Genomic DNA, 16,850 nt, shown 5'->3' with positions numbered 1-16,850 from the left:
CGCGCTCAGCCCTGCTTCGGGCCGGTGGTGGTGCGCAGGTAGGGGAAGTGCTCCTCGACGTCGTCGTACTTCTCCTTGGCGTCCGCGGTGGAGACCGTCGGCGGCACGATCACCCGGTCGCCCTGCTTCCAGTCCACGGGCGTGGACACGGCGGCCTTGTCGGTGGTCTGCAGCGCGTCGACCGCGCGCAGGATCTCGTCGAAGTTGCGGCCCACGGACTTGGGGTAGGTCATCGTCAGCCGGACCTTCTTGGCCGGGTCGATGATGAAGACCGAGCGCACCGAGGAGGTGTCCCCCTCGCCCGGGTGGATCATGTCGTAGGCCTCGGCGACCGACTTCTCGGGGTCGGCGATGATCGGGTAGCCCACGTCGGTCTTGCCGAACTCGTTGATGTCGGCGATCCACTTCACGTGGTCGTCCGCGGAGTCCACGGAGACGGCGATGGTCTTCACGCCGCGGGCGTTCCACTCGTCGTTCAGCTGCGCCACGCGGCCCAGCTCGGTGGTGCAGACCGGGGTGAAGTCGGCCGGGTGGCTGAACAGCACCACCCAGCTGTCGCCCGCCCAGTCGTGGAAGGACAGCTCGCCCTGGGAGGTGTCGGTCGTGAAGTCGGGGGCGGTGTCGCCCAGCTGCAGCGCCATGGATGCTCCTCATCGTCGATGGTTGCCTTCCCCGCCATAGTGCACCAAAGAGGGTGACTTTTCCCGCGGGGTCCGGATCATGGGGTGCTCAGGGGTGCGGGCTCACCCGCTCGCCGGGGGCGTGGAGGGGAGGTACGCCGACCAGGCCGCGGCGGTAGCGCACGCGCTCGCCGTACTGGTCCAGCAAGGCGTAGAGCTCGCGCCGCGCCGGCCACGCGACCGGCTCTCCGGGCTGGCGCCAGGTCGCGCCGAAGGAGACCCAGGAGACCGTCCAGCCGGCCGCGTCGTCCCAGGCGCCCTGCTGCGCCGTCACCATCCGGCGGCGCAGCTGGAATGCCTGCCGCGGACCGTCGACGCTGTTGGGCGCCGTCGCGACCGGCCACAGCCACAGGTCCCGGGCCATCAGCTCCACCTCGAGCCCGACCAGCACGCGCGGGTCGACCAGGACGGTCGCCACGGTCTCGTGCGGTGCCCGGAACATGCCGCCACGGTGGCCGGTCGACACCGCCGGGGTCAAGGCATGCTGGCCCCCATGCCGCTCCCCCGCTTCGAGCCCGCCGCCACGCTGCGCCCCTTCCGCCTCGCGCGCGAGGAGCCGCTGAGCGCCGTGGGGGCGCCGTACGTGACCGTCCTCGCCGACGGTGGCGGTCCGGCGCGGCTCGCGCTGGCCAGCGGCGAGGACCGGATCGAGGCGCACTACGACGGCGAGTCCTGCTGGCTGGAGGTGACCGGCGACGGGCGTAGGTTGCGGCACCGGCGCCCGCGGCACGCGAGGCCGCGGGGCGAGGTGGCGCAGGTCGCGCTCACCCTCACCGGGTCGCGGGCCACGCTGGCGGTCCGGGAGGACGGCCGCTGGACCGTCCGCGCGGTCGCCGGCCTCCGCGGCCGGCTGGCCACCCACGACGAGGCCTGGCTCGCCGCACTGTCGGCCGAGGGCGGCGAGCTCCGGGGGTACGGCGAGCTCGGGCTGCGCGACCTGCGCCTGGTCTCGCACGCCGACGGGACGCCCTACCTCGAGGACGGGCGGGCGATGCTGACCGCCACCAGCGCCGGGCCGGGGTTCTTCAACACCGCGCACACCTCGGTCTGGGCGCTCGACCCCGACGGGCTGTCGCTGGAGCATCGCAGCGACGTGTTCTTCCGGCGGCCGGACCGGCCGGGGGTGTACGGCGACCACGCGAGCCACCTGGTCCGCGACGGCGACCGGTGGCTGATGAACACGAGCACGTGGGGCGACTTCGACCCGAAGCGGAAGGGCGCCACGGTGGGGGTGACGCTGGCCGAGACGACCGCCGACCTGCTGGCCGGGCGGCACGTGCTGGACACCCGGCCGCTGTCGCTGCCGACGACCGGCTTCTCCTCCGTCGGGGTGTGGGACCCGCATCTGGTGCGGGTCGACGGGTCGTGGCTGGTCGCCTACGTGAGCGCGCGCCGGTTCTTCCGGTTCCATCCGGTGCTGGCGGCCGGCACGCGCCTCGACGACCTCTCCGTGCTCGGCGCGGCCACGGAGCTGAAGGAGACGGAGGGGTCGACGCTGCTGCGGGTCGACGGGGCGTGGCGGCTGCTGGCCAGCGACGGCGTCGACAAGAGCTACCCGGTCTTCGACCTCGGGATGCGGCAGGTGGGCCGGCTGGAGGCGCCGTACCCCTCGAACATCCCGTGGCCCACGCTGTTGCCCACCGACGACGGCTGGCTGCTCGTCGGCTTCGACGGGGAGCCCGCCGGCGGCCCGTTGGCCGGGTACGGCACGCACGGGTCGGTGCGGGTCGCCCGCTCGGTGTGAGTCGGCGGCCGGGGGCACCATGTGCGCATGGTCGAGTTCCTGCTGTCCGTCACCTTCACCTGCGGCCTGGTGGTGGCCGTCGCGCACGTGGTCAACACGCGCTTCGTGGCGCCGGTCTACGACGTGGTGGCGAACCTGATCGCGTTCTCCTCCGCCGTCGGCGCGTCCTCGCTGCTGCGGCACTGGGTGCCGGCAGCGCTCGCCGCCCTGGCCGTGGGGTGCTGGCTGGTCCTGGCCCGGCGGACCTGGCTGGCGATCCGGACGGGCCGGCCGAGGTCGGGTCAGGCCCGCACCGTGCAGTAGCCGGACCCGGCTCAGGGATCGAGCCGGAACTCCTCGGAGGCGCGCCGCGCCTCCACCTCGGCGGTGAGCTCGGCGCGCAGCCGGTCGTGCTGCGGCCCGACGGCGTTCGCCGGGTCCTGCCACCGCTCGGGCGGGTAGTGCCACACCGGCTTGCCGACGATGTCGGCCGGCTCCCACTCATAGCGCGGCCAGATGTGACAGTGAAGGAACGCGTCGGTGTTGCCGAGGATCTCGATGTTGAGGCGGCGGAAGGCCGGGTCGAGCCGCCGGCACACGCTCTCCACCGCGTCGGCGAGCAGGTCGACGTCGGCGAGGTAGCGCACGCGCTCCCGCCGGGGCAGGTCCGAGAGCCGATCGACCCCGGGATCGGTGGCCAGCGCGAGGGAGTAGCCGGGGAGGAACTGCACGTCCCCGATGACGGCGTACGACGCCTCCAGGGCGGCCAACACCATCGGGTTGCGCCCCTCGACCGCGCTCCGCACCCGCTCCTCGCGCCAGTCGCTCATGCGCGCACCCTAGGGGCCACCACCCGCGCCGTGCGCGAATCTGGCCCTCCTGCCCGGCCCCGCGTCACGCCCGACGGCGGGATCACACGTTGAAGCGGAACTCCACGACATCCCCGTCACGGAAGGCCATCAGGACCACGGGTCGATGACGGCCACGCCCACCCCATCGAAGTCGGGCACATTGCGGGTGACGACGGCGAGGTCGTGCTCGATGGCGGTGGCGCCGATGAGCGCGTCTCTCTCAGGGCTGGGGTCGGGCACGTGCAGCTGGGCCGTTCGTCTCGCCACCGCGAGATCGATGGGGAGGAGGCGGCCGGAGAAGCTGTCCAGGACGTCCTCGTCAAGCCACGTACGAATCGCCTGCGCCTGTCGCCTGTCCCTGCGTTCGAGTCGGGCTATCCCGATCTCGACCTCCAGAACGGTGATGACACTCAGGAACAGATCGGACGGCCTCCTCGCTGCGACCCAGGCCCGCACCCGGGGATCTGCAGCGCGCTCGGACTTGCGGAGTTCGCTCAACACGTTGGTGTCGAGGAGGTACTTCACAGCTCGGGCACCTTCAGGCCGACCTGCAGCGGGGCGGGCTCGAACTCGACGTCGTCGTACTCCTCGTCCATGCTCAACCGTGCGACCAGATCCTTGCCGTCACCGTGCAACTGCCGGTACTCGTCGATCGTCAGCAGCACGTACGCCGGCTCGCCCCGGTCGGTGATCACGACAGGCCCCTCGACCGCAGCGCGTTTGGCCGCGCTGACGTCCTGGTTGAACTCGCGCGCGGTCATCGTCGTCATCGTCACCACCTCACGTGTAGGCACATGCCTACACGATACCCCGGCCTGCTCGAGCGCTTCCTGTCTGCGGTCACGCAGACTGCAGCGACTCGATCGTGGCGACCGCATCCTCATCACGGCGTCGGCGGCCACTCCTCCCCCGTCCAGGGGTTGATGAGCGCGACTCCGGCGTGCATGAAGTCCCTGACGTTGCGTGTGGCGCAGAGCGCGTCCCGGGATCGGCAGATGGCCGCGATCTGTGCGTCGCCCGTCGCGATCGGCATGCCCGCTTGCTCCCGCGCGGCGAGAATGTCGGCGTAGCGGGGAGCTGCCGCGGCATCGAAAGCGAATACCTCCCCGGCGTCGAGGTACGGCCGGATCGCACCCTCGACCCGCGACGCGAGGTCCTCTCTCCGCTTGCCGTCGGGCAGCCTTCGCAGGCCCGCCAGCAGTTCGGCGAGCGTGACTGCCGTGATCGCCACGTCATCTGTCAGGGACTCCAACCAGGCGACGACACGCCTGTCGGGCTGAGGCTTGAGCACCTCGGACACAACGTTGGTGTCGAGGACGATCACGAGAAGTCGACCGCCCGCGCTGCGTCGGAACGCTCCGGAACCGGCAGTTCCTCGACGCCACCGGCGGCCTGTCCGGCTTGCAACAGCGCCAACCCGATGTTCGGGCGAGTAGCGGCCTTCGTCAGGATGTCGCGGACCTCTGCCTCCATGGAGCGACCATGCTCCTTCGCCTGAGCCGCGAGGCGGGCCTTGACGGACTCGTCGAGCCCGCGAACGACGATTGATGACACCGTCATGCACCTCCCCGGGATTGATTGCATCAATGATAGCGCTCACCCGAACTCACCTGTCGCGGGGACCGATGCCCGTGTCGTACTCGATCACCACCACGGATGTCAGTCGTACTGCGCAATGAGCCGTGCGGCCCGGTCTCGTATGGCCATGCGCACGGAGTTCGGCTTCAACACTTCTGCATCGTCCCCGAGCTGCCACACTGCCCAGACCGCATGTCGCAGGTCCTCGAACAACACGTCCAACCGCACCCATCCCTCCGGCTCCTGCTCTTCAGCCCGGACCGCTCGTGCGGAGCCGAGGAGTTCCTCGCGTCGCACCGATCGGACCCTGACGGTGACCGGGACGTGGTTCTCCGACAGGAACTGCACGGCACGGTCGGCCCAGATGCGGTCGAGGTCGACCTTCTCCGGGCGCTGAGCCATCTCGGACAACGCTTCGGCGCGCAGTATCCGCGACAGGCGATAGGTACGGTCCTGGCCGGACCTGATCGCCAACAGGTACGTCCGGTTCCTGACGGTGACCAGACCGACCGGGTCGACAGCGCGCGTACTGACCGGCTTGCCGACGGCCTCATAGTCAAAGCGCAGGCGACGGCCACTCAGGACAGCGCGGCGGACTTCGTGCATGACGCCGTCGGCCAAGTCCTCGGTGGTCGCTCGTCGGGACAGCAGATCTGTCTCCGGTTCGACCAGGAACCTCTGAGCGGCGTCGTCGAGATTCTCGCGGTGCCCATCGGGAAGGGCGTCGATGACCTTGCGCATCGCCGAGGCCAGTGGCGCGCTCAGGCCGAAGACCTTCTGGCCGCGGTCTGATCCGGCCGTGAGCAGGGCAAGCGCTTCGTCGTGGTTCAGTCCGGTCAGTTCCGTGCGGAAGCCTGGCAACAGCGAATAGCCGCCGCGTCGGCCGCGATCTGCGTAGACCGGTACGCCTGCGGTGGAAAGCGCATCAATGTCACGCAGCACCGTGCGCGCGGATACCTCCAGCTCGCCGGCCAGTTGGTCGGCGGTCATCCGGCCGCGCTGGCGCAGCAGCAACACCAGGGAGACGAGCCGATCCGCACGCATGAATCCATTCTTCCCAAGAAATCATGACAGGAGGTGTCGTGATTCGCTGCGAGCCTCGGTGCGCAAGCGCCAGAACGGCGCTGGGACACATCGAGATCGGAGCAGGAATGGAGCGCAGCGCAGTGAACCCGGTGACGTGGTCGCTCGAGATGGGCTTCAACCAGGGCGAGTTGGTCTCTGGCGAGTCTCGGACCTTGTACATCTCCGGGCAGACAGCGATGAGCACGGACGGTCGGCCCGAGCACGAGGGGGACATTGCCGCCCAACTAGCGCTGGCGGTGGCTAATCTCGAGGCCGTGCTCGCCGAGGCTGGGATGTCGCTGGCGAACCTGGTGCGGCTGAACGTCTACACCACCGACGTGGATGCGCTGTTCCCGCACTACGGCCTCCTCGCTGGCAAGCTCGGAACCGCCGGAGTCGCGCCGACGACCACGATGCTCGAGGTCACTCGACTGGCGATTCCTGGACAGCTGGTCGAGCTCGAGGGAACCGCCGTCGACTGACAGTTCAAGCCGGGCCTGCCGTCCGTGCCGCATCGATCGGCGCGGATGAAGGGACCGTTCGAGGAACGTCATGCAGGTCATGTGCGACTACGGAGGGCTGGCTGACCACGACGACGACATCGTCCTCATGGAGTGCGACGTAGCGTTGATCGGGACGAGCTGGTGCACTTCATCGAGCACGCCAAGCGCGGCCGGCCCGCCCGCTCGGTGCGCCTTGCAAGCCGTTCCGCGACCCCGCCTACGGCAACGACCCGGAGTGGCCCGAAGGCGTGGAATTTTGTTGGCCGCTGCTGCACTGGAAGGGCAAGGGCTCGCGCCCCGGTCCGCAACCTGGCGACCCGGACACGCCGGATGGCCCAACCGGGTGACCCGACGCTCAACGGCATCTCGTTCGGACTGGCTACCTGCCGCGCAAGTTCCTGCGCCCCACGAGGACGCGTGGCCCGGCAAGCGCAAGCGGTGGGGCTGAGGAGTCACGCAGTGACGACCTCCGCCTGATCGACCCACCGGGCCAGTAGGCTGAACGCCGCGAGTTGCTCCAGCGCGAGCTGTTCCTCGCCTCCGTCGTGCGGCACGTGCATGCCGGGATTGCGGATCGCCGCGTACAGGCCCTCCGCGAACGCGCGGGCGCCCCGGTGCAGGTTTTCGTAGGTTTTGCTGCCGTCGTCCTCCATGAGCCGGAGGCGCGGCGCATCGCCTTTGGGGTCGTTGAGGGAGAACGCCTCATTGAACAGCGCTGTCTCCGACACGTCCATGCGGCTGAGCTTGGCTTGGGTCTCTGCGTTGACTCGGATCGCCGCCTGCATCACGGCTTGGTGGTAGTGGCCGGTGTCCCAGTAGCTCTTGCCGTTCTCCCACGCCCACGGGTGAAGGTTGGCCGCGTCCATGTCCGGCGCGTTGTCGCCGAGCTTCTCGGCCAGCTCGGCCTGCCGTTGCAGCGCCGCCTTGGCCCGCGATGCCTGATCCCGGAGCCAGCTGTACTCCTGGTCCTTGGCCGGTCGCCCCTGCTTCCAGCCCGGCAAGGCTCGATCGAGGATCTGCTCCACTACGTGCGCCCGCGCCGACGCCTCGGTCTTGGGCCCGCGCATCACCGTGCCGAGGTAGGCGATGCCTGGACCCGTGTTCGGGACGACCTGGTCCGTAACGTAGAGGAACTGGTCGATCTCCTTGGTCGCCCACACAACATCGAGCTTCGTCATGCGCGCCATTGTGCAGGAACGGTCCGACCTCAAGGTCAGCGTCGGACGAGCGCCGCGACATCGCGCGAGGCCGAAGCCAACTGCTCCCCAGCCTCGATCCGCAGCTCTGCTCGTACTTGCCAGCCGCGCGCTTCAGTTGACTCCCGGAGGCGAACCTCCAGGTGAACATGCCCGTCGTGCGTCGCCACGATCCGGAGGTCATGCTCGATGGACTCAAACACCTGCTCGCCGTCCCAACCACGCCACGACGCCACCAACGTCTCGAAGTAGACAGCAAGGCCCGAGAAACCGCTCTCCCATCCGGCGTAGACCTGACGGCTCGCGGACAGGTCCGGCCCTTCGACGCGGACGGTGAGGTAGTCCACAACGCTGCCGGAACCGACCGGCTCCGCAAAGGTCAGCCGCGCCCGTCCGTCGAAGATCTCTGCGCGAGCCACCGGCCCATTGTGACGGCAGGTCGTCAGCAAAACGTCGGGTCCAAGTGGTAATTCGTGATGAACAAGCCTTGCCGGAGAACGAACATCTCCTGCGGTGAGACTACGAAGTCACCCTGCTCGTCCCTAGGCACTTGGCTCGCCCCTCACGACTTGCAGCGGAACTTCACCGTGTCGCCACACGAAGAACCATCTGGGACCGAATCAACCGGCAGTGGGAGCATTGCCGCACGTGGAGCCGCCAGTTGTTGCCGCGACGTCAGTCTGGGTGAGGTTGTGGGGCGCTGAACTGCCGGACGAACGCTCACTGCCAGGGCATCCCCACCGCATGCCGGTCATAGTGCGCCCGCACGAACGCCACCGCGTCTGCCGGCGCGACGCCGTCGGCGATGGCGATGCAGGCCAGGGCTGTGCCGGTGCGGCCCCGACCACCCGCGCACGCCACCTCGACTCGCTCGAGCACCGAGCGCCGAGCGCCGAGCGCTCCCACGCTGCCAGCACGGCCCGGGCGAACGCCGCGCGCCCGCGAGGCAACCAGAAGTCCGGCCACGACAGCCACTCGTGGTCCCACTCGAACCGACGATCGCGACGCCCGAGGTATAGACCGAAGTTCGGGTCGTCACCCGCCACCGCTGCGCCACGTACTCAGGATGGTCCCACCGCCAGTCGAGCGAGATCAGGCGGTGCGGACAGGCGCGATCGCCTCGACCTGGTCAGCCACCCGGTCCTGCGCGACCTCCAGGTCGTACCGCGTCTGCAGGTTCAGCCAGAACTGCGGGTCCACCCCGAAGTACCGTCCAAGGCGAAGGGCAGTGTCGGCTGAGATGGCCCGCTTGCCGTGGACGATCTCATTGATACGGCGCGGCGGAACGCCGATCGAGACAGCGAGCTTGTGCTGAGTGATGCCGAACCCCTCGATGAAGTCCTCCATCAAGACCTCGCCGGGATGGATCGGCGGATAGAGCTTCTCGGGCATCGCCCCTCCTCAGTGGTAGTCAACGACCTGGACATCCTCTGGACCTGCATCCGTCCATCGGAAGCAGATCCGCCATTGATCGTTGATCCGGATGCTGTGCGGACCGGCGCGGTCACCCTTGAGCGCTTCGAAGCGATTGCCGGGTGGCACTCGTAGTGCGTCCAGTGCCGTGGCCGCGTCCAGCAGGTGCAGCTTCCTGTTCGCGGTCTTATGGATGCGCGGATCCAGCCGCTTCGCCGGCTCACGACGCCATACCCGCTCGGTATCGCGGTCAGCGAACGACCTGATCACCTACCCAGGGTATAACGCGAACCGTCATTAACGCTAGACGTTAAACCGGAACTCCACGACGTCCCCGTCGGCCATTACGTAGTCCTTGCCCTCCATCCGGACCTTGCCGGCCGCCTTGGCCTCACTCATCGACCCGGCGGCGACCAGCTCGTCGAAGGAGACGACCTCGGCCTTGATGAAGCCCTTCTGGAAGTCGGTGTGGATGACGCCGGCGGCCTCGGGGGCAGTGGCGCCCTTGCGGATCGTCCAGGCCCGCGTCTCCTTGGGTCCGGCGGTCAGATAGGTCTGCAGGCCGAGGGTGTCGAAGCCGACCCGGGCCAGCTGGTCCAGGCCGGACTCGGAGATGCCCATCTCGGCGAGCATCTCGTGCGCCTCATCATCGTCATCCAGCTCGACCAGCTCGGACTCGAACTTCGCGTCCAGGAAGATCGCCTCGGCGGGCGCGACCAGATCGCGCATCCGCTGCTTGAGCTCCTCGTCGGCGAGCTCGTCGGCGTCGCAGTTGAAGACGTAGAGGTAGGGCTTGGCCGTCAGCAGGGACAGCTCGCGGATCAGCGCCCGGTCGATGTCGGTGGCGATGATCGGCGTCCCCGCCTCGAGCGCCGCCTGCGCCTCCTTGGTCGCGGCGACCACGGGCAGCAGGTCCTTCTTGCCCTTGGCCTCCTTCTCCAGCCGCGGGACCGCCTTCTCCACCGTCTGCAGGTCCGCGAGGATCATCTCGGTCTGGATCGTGGAGATGTCGGACGCTGGGTCGACCTTCCCGTCGACGTGGGTCACGTCCTCGTCGCGGAACACCCGGGTCACCTGGCAGATCGCCGCGGACTCGCGGATCTGCGAGAGGAACTTGTTGCCGAGCCCCTCCCCCTGCGAGGCGCCGGCGACGATCCCGGCGATGTCGACGAACTCGACGGTCGCGGGCAGCACCTTGGCCGAGCCGAAGATCTCGGCCAGCACCGGCAGCCGGTCGTCGGGCACGCCCACGACGCCGACGTTCGGCTCGATCGTCGCGAACGGGTAGTTGGCCGCGAGGACCTCGTTCTTGGTGAGGGCGTTGAAGAGGGTCGACTTGCCCGCGTTCGGGAGCCCGACGATGCCGATGGTGAGTGCCACGGGGTGCGAGTCTACGAAAGCCCCGGAGCGCCCCACGAATCGCAAGGACCCGTGTGGCACGCTTCATCAACGTGAACGAGCAGACCGACCTGGCCGCCGGCGAGGAGCGCGCCCGCCGGCACGACGTGTTCACCTTCCTCTGGTTCCTCGCCGCACTCGGCGCCTACGTGGTGCACGGCTTCGACGGCGAGCTGACAAGGGACAGCTCGTTCTACGTGTACGCCGGCCAGGAGGTCGCCGCGGGCGCGGCGCCGTACGTCGAGCTGATGAACCGCGCTGGACCGCTCGCGCACCTGCTCCCCGCCCTCGGCGTGCTGCTGGCGAACGCCGTCGACATCGCCGACGTCTACGGCGTGCGGATCGTCTTCTGGGTGATCGCCGCCGCCACGGTGCCGCTGGTCTACCGCCTCGCCAGCGCCGCGTTCGCCAGCCGCAACGCCGGCCACGTGGCGGCCGCCGCGATGCTCTGCTTCACCGGCTACGCCGCCTTCGCCACGACCGGCCCCCAGTCCAAGACGCCGGTCGCGACCTTCATCGCCTGGAGCCTGCTGCTCTCGGTCCGGCACCGCTGGCTCGCCGCCGGCATCGTCACCGGCCTTGCCACACTGACCTGGCAGCCCGTCTTCTTCGCCGCCGCCCCCGCCGCCCTGGTGGCCTGCTGGTTCGCCCCCGGCGAGGCGCGCGGCCGCGCCCGCCTCAAGGCGCTGCTCCTCTACGGCCTCGGCGGCGTGCTGACCCTGGTCGCCACCTCGGCCTACTTCGTCGCGATGCGCGCCTTCCCCGAGTTCCTCGACGGGTTCCTGCTCGCCAACGCGCAGTACACCGAGCAGTCGGGCATCGACGGTCAGTGGCTCGCCGCCTGGGAGCTGTTCACGAGCGGCTTCACCTGGTCGTCGTGGATCTTCGTGGTCGGCTTCGTTCTGCTCACCGTCTTCGGCCTGGTGGCGCTGGTGCCGCGTCAGGGCGAGGATGCCCGGTGGGTGCGCGCCTCCACCCTGGTGCTCTTCGCGGGGCTGGTCGGCGGGAGCATCTGGTCCTACAGCGTCTTCAACGGGTACGCCGACGCGTTCCTGCTGCTGCCCATCGCCGCGCTCGGCTTCGGGGCGCTCGTCGGACGGCTGTCCCACGGTTGGGCGGCCCTGCCCTCCGCGGTCCTGGCGGGCGTCTGCGCGGTCGCCGCCGTCGGCGCCACCGCGTGGGACCAGTGGCGCACCCGCAACGACGTACTCCTCACCCAGCAGGCGGCGACCGACGCCGTCTTCTCCCGACTGCCCGCAGACGCCACGGCGATCACCTCGCAGGCGCCGCAGCCGCTCGCGCTGTCCGGCGTGCGCAACATCAGCCGCTACCAGCTGTTCACCAACGGCATGGACGTCTACATCGACGAGAACTGGCCGGGCGGGCTCGAGGGCTATGCCCAGTGGATCGCCGACCAGGACGCGACCGTGCTGACCACCGACCACAACGGGGTCCCGGAGTGGATGCGCCCGGCGGTGCGCAAGGAGTACGTCTACGTCGGCCGCGGGCCGCGGTTCTACATCTTCCTGCACGAGTCGGTGGACCGGCAGACCCGCGCCGAGATCCGCGACGCCCTCGATCGCCTGTCGTAAGGGGTATGCGAGGCTCGTCCCGTGACGAGCACTGCTTTGGGGGACGCACTGCGAGAGCCCGCCCACCAGGTCAGCTCCCGGGCCCCGGCCTACTGGCGCACCGGCGCGCTGATCCGGCTCGGCGTCGTGGTCGTGGGCCTCGCCGTCAGCTACGCCTTCTGGAGCGACCGCCCCTGGTGGGCCCACCTGCTCGGCGCGCTGCTCGTGCTCGCGTGCCTGGTCCCGGTGATCGTGATGCCCGGCCTGCGCTACCGCGTGCACCGCTGGGAGATGACCCCGGAGGCCGTGTTCACCCGCGAGGGGTGGCTGACCCGGACGCTGTCGATCGCTCCCCTCTCGCGGGTGCAGACCGTCGACAGCACTCAGAGCGCCCTGATGCGCGCGTTCGGCCTCATGTCGGTGACCGTCTCCACCGCCAGCTCCTTCGGCGCGATCTCGGTCAAGTGCCTCGACGAGGAGGTCGCCCGGCGCCTGGTGACCGACCTGACGGAGCGTACCGCGGCCGACGAGGGCGACGCGACGTGAGCGAGTGGCTACCGCCGGACCCCGAGGACCGGCTGGTCGACCCGCCGACCGGCCCGGCCGTCCCGGACGCCGAGTGGCACCGGCTCGACCCGCGGATGCTGCTGGTCGGCCCGGTGAGCGCGCTGCGCCAGTTCGCCCTGCCCGCCGTCATCGGCCTGGTCGGGCTCAGCAGCTCCCAGGGCGGCATCCCCTGGTGGGCGCCGCTGGTGCTGCTGGGCGTGCTCGCGGCCGGCCTGCTGCCCTGGCTGACCACCACCTACCGGTTCACCGACACCCAGTTCCAACGCCGCAGCGGGCTGCTGTCCCGCAAGCAGCTCACCGCGCCGCTGGACCGGGTGCGCTCGGTCGACCTGGAGTCCAGCCTCCTGCACCGGATCCTCGGCCTGACCAAGGTGGAGATCGGCACCGGCGTGGACGAGACCAAGATCGAGCTGGACGCGCTCGGCCGGGACCGGGCCGAGGCGCTGCGCGTCGCCCTGCTCAGTCACGCACGCTCTTCGATGCCCCGGACCGCACCCGAGCCGGCGGAGGGTGCCGACGGCGGGGAGAGAGAGGGCATGGCCAATGAGCCGCCCCAGGTGCTCGCCGAGCTGGACTGGTCCTGGCTCCGGTTCGCGCCCCTCAACCTGGCCCGGCTGGTCGTCGTGGCGGCCGCCTTCGGCTTCCTGGGCCAGTTCGTCGACGAGATCCCGGTCCTGACCACCGACCGGCTCCGCTCCGGCTGGGAGCAGGTCAGCGCGGTGGCGATCCCCCTGCTGGTGTTGATGGTCGCGCTCGCGGCCTTGGTCGGCTGGCTGCTCCTGTCGGTCATCGGCTACGTCCTGCAGTGGTCGGGGATGCGGCTCACCCGCGACGCGGACACCCTGCGGCTGCAGGCCGGTCTGCTCACCACCCGCTCGACGAGCGTGGAGGAGAAGCGGGTGCGCGGGGTCCAGCTGACCGAGCCCACACTGATGCGGCTGGCGCGCGGCGCCGAGCTGTCCACCCTGGCCACGGGCGTCGGGACCGGCGGGACCACCAGCGTCATGCCGCCCAGCCCGCTGCGCGAGAACCAGCGGGTCGCGGGGCTGATCCTCGGCGACGAGGAGCCCCTGCACGTCACCACGCTCCGGCACGGCCCCGCCGCCCGACGCCGGATCCTGCTGCGCCGGCAGTGGTGGACCCTGACGCTGACCGGATTCGCCGTACCCCTCCTGTGGTGGCTCGACCGTCCCTGGTGGCTGCTCGCGGTGGTCGCGGGCGTCCTCGCGGTGCTCAACGTGCTGATCGGCCTGGCGACCTACCGCCACCTCGGGCACGCGGTGACGCCCGGCCACCTGGTCAGCACGGGTGGCGCCCTGGCCACCGTCCGCACCGTGCTGGAGCGCGACGGCGTCATCGGCTGGGTGGTCTCCGAGACGATCTTCCAGCGGCGGGTCGGCCTGGTCACCCTCACCGCCACGACCGCGGCCGGCAGCGAGCACGTCGTGATCCACGACGTGCCACGTGCGACGGCGGTCGAGGTGACGTCGACCGTCACCCCGACCGCCGTCGGAGACTTCCTGGTGCCTCAGCCCGGCTGACTCACCGGCTCACGGGCCGTAGAGCGCCTGCACGCCCGCCACGTCGGACGCGGTCATGCTCATGTCCGACGAGGTGCCGTTGCACTGCGGGTAGTGCATGATCGAGGCCGAGTCGTACGGCGTCAGCGGCCGCCAGCTGTTGTTCTCGAAGCAGGTGCCCGCCTCCGGCCGGGTGTGCTCGTGCCGGAAGCCCAGGATGTGGCCGAGCTCGTGACCCATGATGTTCGTCGGCGTCCCGAGGCTGCTGTTGTTCAGCGACCGCACGTTCACCAGCACGTTCCGGTCGCTCTTGGGATAGCTGGGGAAGAACGCCCGAGCGATGTAGGACTGGGACTTCGTGGGCTCGACCGAGAAGACCACCGAGTTGTTGCTGGTGGTGCAGTTCCCGTCCTGGCTTGCGACGTAGCGGAAATCGACCGCCGAGGACGCCCGCTCCCACAGCGCGGCAGCGTTGGCCGTCGTGTTCACCATGGAGGTGTAGTCCTTGCCGAACTTCGTGGACACGCAGTAGGTCAGGTTGGCGACCTGGGTCTGGCTCCACCGGTCGTCCTGGCCGTTGACGGTGTTGACGATGAGGCCGTCGATCTGCGGGCTGCTGTTGGACACCAGGCGGTTGTAGAACTCCCGCAGCTCGCCGGTGTTGCGCACCGGCTCATCGCCATTGACGATGTACTTGCGGTCCGCGTCCTGGTACGTGCTGGCCTGGAACTCCTTGAACGTCGGCACTCCGTCGCTGGTCTCGGTGACCTGGGCGGACGCCGGGGCCGCCAGCGCGAGGCTGGTGAGCGCCGCGGTGGCGAGTGCGATCTTGCGTAGGGGTGTGAGCATGAGTGGATCTTCCTCCCGGGGGCGGGTTCTCTCAGCAGAACCTTCGACCTGTCACCCAACTCCCTGAAGATCGCCGGTGTCACCCTCATGTCTGTGCAATGCAGAATCATGCAATCCGACGGGCCCACGTCGACGACGGCGGCCGGGAGCGCTCCCGGCCGCCGTCGTCGCGCCCGTCAGGAGGGCGGTCTCACTGGCCGTAGAGCGCCTGCACTCCGGCCCGGTCGGTCGCGGTCATGCTGAGGTTGGACGAGGTGCCGTTGCACTGCGGGTAGTGCATGATCGAGGAGGAGTCGTACGGCGTCAGCGGCCGCCAGTTGTTGTCCTCGAAGCAGGTGCCCGCCTCGGGCCGCGTGTGCTCGTGCCGGAAGCCCAGGGTGTGGCCGAGCTCGTGGCCCATGATGTTGCCCGGGGTCCAGGAGCCGGCGGTCATCAGCGAGCGTGCGTTGACCAGCACGTTGCGGCTGCTCTTCGGCGAGCTGGGGAAGAACGCACGGGCGATGTAGGAGGTCGTCGAGGTCGGCTCGACGGAGAACACCACCGAGGTGTTGCGCGTGGTGCAGTTGCCGTCCTGGCTCGGGACGTAGCGGAAGTCGATCGCCGAGGAGGCGCTCTCCCACAGGGCCGCCCCGGCGTTCATCGCGTTGACGACGTTGGTGTAGTCGGTGCCGAAGCGGGTGGACACGCAGTAGGTCAGGTTGCCGACCTGGGTCTGGCTCCACTTGTCGTCCACGCCGTTGACCGTGTTGACGATGAGCCCGTCCTTCTCGGTCTTGCCGCCGACCATCCGGTCGTAGAAGTCCCGCAGCTCACCGGTGGTGCGCACCGGCTCGTCGCCGTTGACGATGTACTGCCGGTCGGCGTCCCGGTAGGTGCTGGACTGGAACTCCTTGTACGTCGGCACGTCGCCGCTGGTGGTCTGGGAGACCTGGGCGGAGGCCGGGGCGGCGACGGCCAGGCTGGTGAGAGCGGCGGCGACCAGGCCGGCCTTGGAGAGGGGCTTGAACATGGAGTGTCCTCCCGAGAAGGAATGGATGCGGAGAATCTGTCGAGACGTAAGCCAACTCCCGGACGTTCCCCGCTGTCACCCTCAGCTTCTCGCACTTCATGTTTCTGCAAGCGCCTCCGGCCTCTAGGCTCGACGCGTGCGCCTGGCCACCTGGAACGTCAACTCCCTCCGCTCCCGCATCGACCGGGTCGAGGCGTTCTGCCTCCGTCACGAGATCGACGTGCTGGCCCTGCAGGAGACCAAGGCACGGGAGGACCAGCTGCCGCTGCTGGGCCTGCAGGGTGCCGGCTACGAGGTCGCCGTCCACGGGCTGAACCAGTGGAACGGCGTCGCGATCGCCTCCCGGGTCGGCCTGGCCGACGTCGAGCGCGGCTTCCCCGGCCAGCCCGGCTGGGGCGACGACGGGGCGGTCGAGGCACGGGCGATCGGGGCGACGTGCGGCGACGTACGCGTCTGGAGCCTGTACGTGCCCAACGGCCGCAAGCCCGACGACCCGCACTACGTCTACAAGCTCGAGTGGCTGGCCCGGCTGCGGGAGGCCGCCCGGCCCTGGCTGGCCGGGCAGACCGCACTGGTCGGCGACTGGAACGTCGCCCCGACCGACGAGGACGTCTTCGACCCGGCACAGTTCCGTCGCTCCACGCACGTCACCCCGGCCGAGCGGGCGGCCTTCCAAGCGCTGATCGACGACGGCTACGCCGAGGTGACCCGCGAGCACGCACCGGGCTACACCTACTGGGACTACTACCGCCAGCGCTTCGAGCGCGACCGCGGCCTGAAGATCGACTTCGCACTGGCCTCCCCAGGGCTCGCCGCCCGGATCACCGGCGCGAGCATCGACCGGGACGAGCGGGACCCCGCCCAGGGCTCGAGCAGCCCGTCGGACCACGCCCCGGTGATCGTCGAGATCGCTTGACCCTGTGCGAG

General features: G+C 69.6%; 23 protein-coding genes. 7 read left to right on the top strand and 16 right to left on the bottom strand.

Going from position 1 to position 16,850, the window contains the following annotated elements; translation table 11 throughout:
- Nucleotides 1–5: 5 nt before the first annotated feature.
- A complete protein-coding gene (locus K8W59_RS04135) occupies nt 6–641 on the bottom strand; it encodes a peroxiredoxin (protein ID WP_223397490.1) in 636 nt (211 codons plus the stop codon).
- Between the two features lie 88 nt (nt 642–729).
- A complete protein-coding gene (locus tag K8W59_RS04130; RefSeq protein WP_223397489.1) occupies nt 730–1,122 on the bottom strand; it encodes a hypothetical protein in 393 nt (130 codons plus the stop codon).
- 51 nt (nt 1,123–1,173) lie between these two features.
- On the opposite strand from K8W59_RS04130, the gene K8W59_RS04125 reads away from it, so the two are divergent.
- Together K8W59_RS04125 and K8W59_RS04120 are read left to right on the top strand one after the other, a co-directional pair.
- Entirely contained in the window at nt 1,174–2,424 is a 1,251-nt protein-coding gene (locus K8W59_RS04125) for a hypothetical protein (protein ID WP_223397488.1), read from the top strand.
- Nucleotides 2,425–2,451: 27 nt separating this feature from the next.
- The gene (locus K8W59_RS04120; RefSeq protein WP_223397487.1) at nt 2,452–2,727 is read left to right on the top strand and encodes a hypothetical protein; all 276 of its coding nucleotides are present in this window, start codon (nt 2,452–2,454) and stop codon (nt 2,725–2,727) included.
- Nucleotides 2,728–2,738: 11 nt separating this feature from the next.
- Here K8W59_RS04120 and K8W59_RS04115 read toward each other — a convergent pair whose 3' ends face one another.
- The 6 genes from K8W59_RS04115 to K8W59_RS04090 all read right to left on the bottom strand — a co-directional run bounded on the left by K8W59_RS04115 (nt 2,739) and on the right by K8W59_RS04090 (nt 5,876).
- Complete coding sequence (locus K8W59_RS04115; protein ID WP_223397486.1) at nt 2,739–3,233, bottom strand: diadenosine tetraphosphate hydrolase; 495 nt, start codon at nt 3,231–3,233, stop codon at nt 2,739–2,741.
- Between the two features lie 129 nt (nt 3,234–3,362).
- Nucleotides 3,363–3,779 (bottom strand): type II toxin-antitoxin system VapC family toxin, encoded by a 417-nt coding sequence (locus K8W59_RS04110; RefSeq protein WP_223397485.1) that lies wholly within the window; start codon nt 3,777–3,779, stop codon nt 3,363–3,365.
- A complete protein-coding gene (locus tag K8W59_RS04105; RefSeq protein WP_223397484.1) occupies nt 3,776–4,024 on the bottom strand; it encodes a type II toxin-antitoxin system Phd/YefM family antitoxin in 249 nt (82 codons plus the stop codon). The genes K8W59_RS04110 and K8W59_RS04105 overlap by 4 nt, the downstream gene beginning before the upstream one ends.
- Before the next feature lie 113 nt (nt 4,025–4,137).
- Nucleotides 4,138–4,578 carry a type II toxin-antitoxin system VapC family toxin gene (locus K8W59_RS04100; RefSeq protein WP_223397483.1) on the bottom strand — a complete coding sequence of 147 codons (441 nt, stop codon included), beginning with the start codon at nt 4,576–4,578 and terminating at the stop codon, nt 4,138–4,140.
- Nucleotides 4,575–4,808, bottom strand: coding sequence for a FitA-like ribbon-helix-helix domain-containing protein (locus K8W59_RS04095; protein ID WP_223397482.1), 234 nt, complete (start codon nt 4,806–4,808; stop codon nt 4,575–4,577). The genes K8W59_RS04100 and K8W59_RS04095 overlap by 4 nt, the downstream gene beginning before the upstream one ends.
- A gap of 105 nt (nt 4,809–4,913) precedes the next feature.
- Nucleotides 4,914–5,876: a helix-turn-helix transcriptional regulator gene (locus tag K8W59_RS04090; RefSeq protein WP_223397481.1), complete on the bottom strand. Its 963-nt coding sequence runs from the start codon at nt 5,874–5,876 to the stop codon at nt 4,914–4,916.
- Between the two features lie 107 nt (nt 5,877–5,983).
- Here K8W59_RS04090 and K8W59_RS04085 point away from each other — a divergent pair, with 107 nt between their 5' ends.
- Complete coding sequence (locus tag K8W59_RS04085; protein ID WP_223399725.1) at nt 5,984–6,379, top strand: RidA family protein; 396 nt, start codon at nt 5,984–5,986, stop codon at nt 6,377–6,379.
- Between the two features lie 473 nt (nt 6,380–6,852).
- Here the strand turns inward: K8W59_RS04085 and K8W59_RS04080 are convergent, their stop codons facing one another.
- The 6 genes from K8W59_RS04080 to ychF form a co-directional block, all read right to left on the bottom strand.
- Nucleotides 6,853–7,578, bottom strand: coding sequence for a TIGR02391 family protein (locus K8W59_RS04080; RefSeq protein WP_223397480.1), 726 nt, complete (start codon nt 7,576–7,578; stop codon nt 6,853–6,855).
- A 35-nt stretch (nt 7,579–7,613) separates the two neighbouring features.
- Nucleotides 7,614–8,015: a DUF6228 family protein gene (locus K8W59_RS04075; protein ID WP_223397479.1), complete on the bottom strand. Its 402-nt coding sequence runs from the start codon at nt 8,013–8,015 to the stop codon at nt 7,614–7,616.
- A gap of 301 nt (nt 8,016–8,316) precedes the next feature.
- Nucleotides 8,317–8,562: a protein-tyrosine phosphatase family protein gene (locus tag K8W59_RS04070; RefSeq protein ID WP_223397478.1), complete on the bottom strand. Its 246-nt coding sequence runs from the start codon at nt 8,560–8,562 to the stop codon at nt 8,317–8,319.
- 126 nt (nt 8,563–8,688) lie between these two features.
- Nucleotides 8,689–8,988, bottom strand: coding sequence for a HigA family addiction module antitoxin (locus K8W59_RS04065; RefSeq protein WP_397195946.1), 300 nt, complete (start codon nt 8,986–8,988; stop codon nt 8,689–8,691).
- 9 nt (nt 8,989–8,997) lie between these two features.
- Entirely contained in the window at nt 8,998–9,279 is a 282-nt protein-coding gene (locus K8W59_RS04060; RefSeq protein ID WP_223397477.1) for a type II toxin-antitoxin system RelE/ParE family toxin, read from the bottom strand.
- Nucleotides 9,280–9,312: 33 nt separating this feature from the next.
- Nucleotides 9,313–10,389, bottom strand: a complete 1,077-nt coding sequence (gene ychF / locus K8W59_RS04055; protein ID WP_223397476.1) for a redox-regulated ATPase YchF — start codon at nt 10,387–10,389, stop codon at nt 9,313–9,315.
- Between the two features lie 71 nt (nt 10,390–10,460).
- Between ychF and K8W59_RS04050 the strand changes: the two genes are divergently transcribed.
- From K8W59_RS04050 to K8W59_RS04040, 3 genes are read left to right on the top strand one after another with little or no spacing between them, the layout of a single operon-like run.
- Nucleotides 10,461–11,999: a hypothetical protein gene (locus K8W59_RS04050; protein ID WP_223397475.1), complete on the top strand. Its 1,539-nt coding sequence runs from the start codon at nt 10,461–10,463 to the stop codon at nt 11,997–11,999.
- Between the two features lie 21 nt (nt 12,000–12,020).
- Nucleotides 12,021–12,524 carry a PH domain-containing protein gene (locus K8W59_RS04045; RefSeq protein WP_223397474.1) on the top strand — a complete coding sequence of 168 codons (504 nt, stop codon included), beginning with the start codon at nt 12,021–12,023 and terminating at the stop codon, nt 12,522–12,524.
- Nucleotides 12,521–14,086, top strand: coding sequence for a PH domain-containing protein (locus K8W59_RS04040; RefSeq protein WP_223397473.1), 1,566 nt, complete (start codon nt 12,521–12,523; stop codon nt 14,084–14,086). The genes K8W59_RS04045 and K8W59_RS04040 overlap by 4 nt, the downstream gene beginning before the upstream one ends.
- Before the next feature lie 9 nt (nt 14,087–14,095).
- On the opposite strand, the gene K8W59_RS04035 is transcribed toward K8W59_RS04040, so the two are convergent.
- Nucleotides 14,096–14,914, bottom strand: a complete 819-nt coding sequence (locus K8W59_RS04035) for a M57 family metalloprotease (protein ID WP_223397472.1) — start codon at nt 14,912–14,914, stop codon at nt 14,096–14,098.
- Nucleotides 14,915–15,104: 190 nt separating this feature from the next.
- A complete protein-coding gene (locus K8W59_RS04030) occupies nt 15,105–15,923 on the bottom strand; it encodes a M57 family metalloprotease (RefSeq protein WP_223397471.1) in 819 nt (272 codons plus the stop codon).
- Nucleotides 15,924–16,059: 136 nt separating this feature from the next.
- Here K8W59_RS04030 and K8W59_RS04025 point away from each other — a divergent pair, with 136 nt between their 5' ends.
- On the top strand, nt 16,060–16,839 hold the full coding sequence (locus K8W59_RS04025; protein ID WP_223397470.1) for an exodeoxyribonuclease III: 780 nt from the start codon (nt 16,060–16,062) through the stop codon (nt 16,837–16,839).
- Nucleotides 16,840–16,850 lie beyond the last annotated feature (11 nt).

It is taken from the genome of Nocardioides rotundus (genome assembly GCF_019931675.1).
Taxonomy (GTDB): Bacteria; Actinomycetota; Actinomycetes; order Propionibacteriales; family Nocardioidaceae; genus Nocardioides; species Nocardioides rotundus.
The sequence above is the reverse complement of the archived record's forward strand: the minus strand, read 5'-3'. Positions and strand labels throughout refer to the sequence as shown.

Excerpts from the sequence above, each read along its gene's own strand:
- K8W59_RS04090 (WP_223397481.1), bottom strand. The coding sequence starts at position 5,876 with ATGCGTGCGGATCGGCTCGTCTCCCTGGTGTTGCTGCTGCGCCAGCGC.
- K8W59_RS04125 (WP_223397488.1), top strand. The coding sequence starts at position 1,174 with ATGCCGCTCCCCCGCTTCGAGCCCGCCGCCACGCTGCGCCCCTTCCGC.
- K8W59_RS04065 (WP_397195946.1), bottom strand. The coding sequence starts at position 8,988 with ATGCCCGAGAAGCTCTATCCGCCGATCCATCCCGGCGAGGTCTTGATG.
- K8W59_RS04035 (WP_223397472.1), bottom strand. The coding sequence starts at position 14,914 with ATGCTCACACCCCTACGCAAGATCGCACTCGCCACCGCGGCGCTCACC.
- K8W59_RS04115 (WP_223397486.1), bottom strand. The coding sequence starts at position 3,233 with ATGAGCGACTGGCGCGAGGAGCGGGTGCGGAGCGCGGTCGAGGGGCGC.
- K8W59_RS04120 (WP_223397487.1), top strand. The coding sequence starts at position 2,452 with ATGGTCGAGTTCCTGCTGTCCGTCACCTTCACCTGCGGCCTGGTGGTG.
- K8W59_RS04105 (WP_223397484.1), bottom strand. The coding sequence starts at position 4,024 with ATGACGACGATGACCGCGCGCGAGTTCAACCAGGACGTCAGCGCGGCC.
- K8W59_RS04030 (WP_223397471.1), bottom strand. The coding sequence starts at position 15,923 with ATGTTCAAGCCCCTCTCCAAGGCCGGCCTGGTCGCCGCCGCTCTCACC.
- K8W59_RS04080 (WP_223397480.1), bottom strand. The coding sequence starts at position 7,578 with ATGACGAAGCTCGATGTTGTGTGGGCGACCAAGGAGATCGACCAGTTC.
- K8W59_RS04085 (WP_223399725.1), top strand. The coding sequence starts at position 5,984 with ATGGAGCGCAGCGCAGTGAACCCGGTGACGTGGTCGCTCGAGATGGGC.
- K8W59_RS04130 (WP_223397489.1), bottom strand. The coding sequence starts at position 1,122 with ATGTTCCGGGCACCGCACGAGACCGTGGCGACCGTCCTGGTCGACCCG.
- K8W59_RS04135 (WP_223397490.1), bottom strand. The coding sequence starts at position 641 with ATGGCGCTGCAGCTGGGCGACACCGCCCCCGACTTCACGACCGACACC.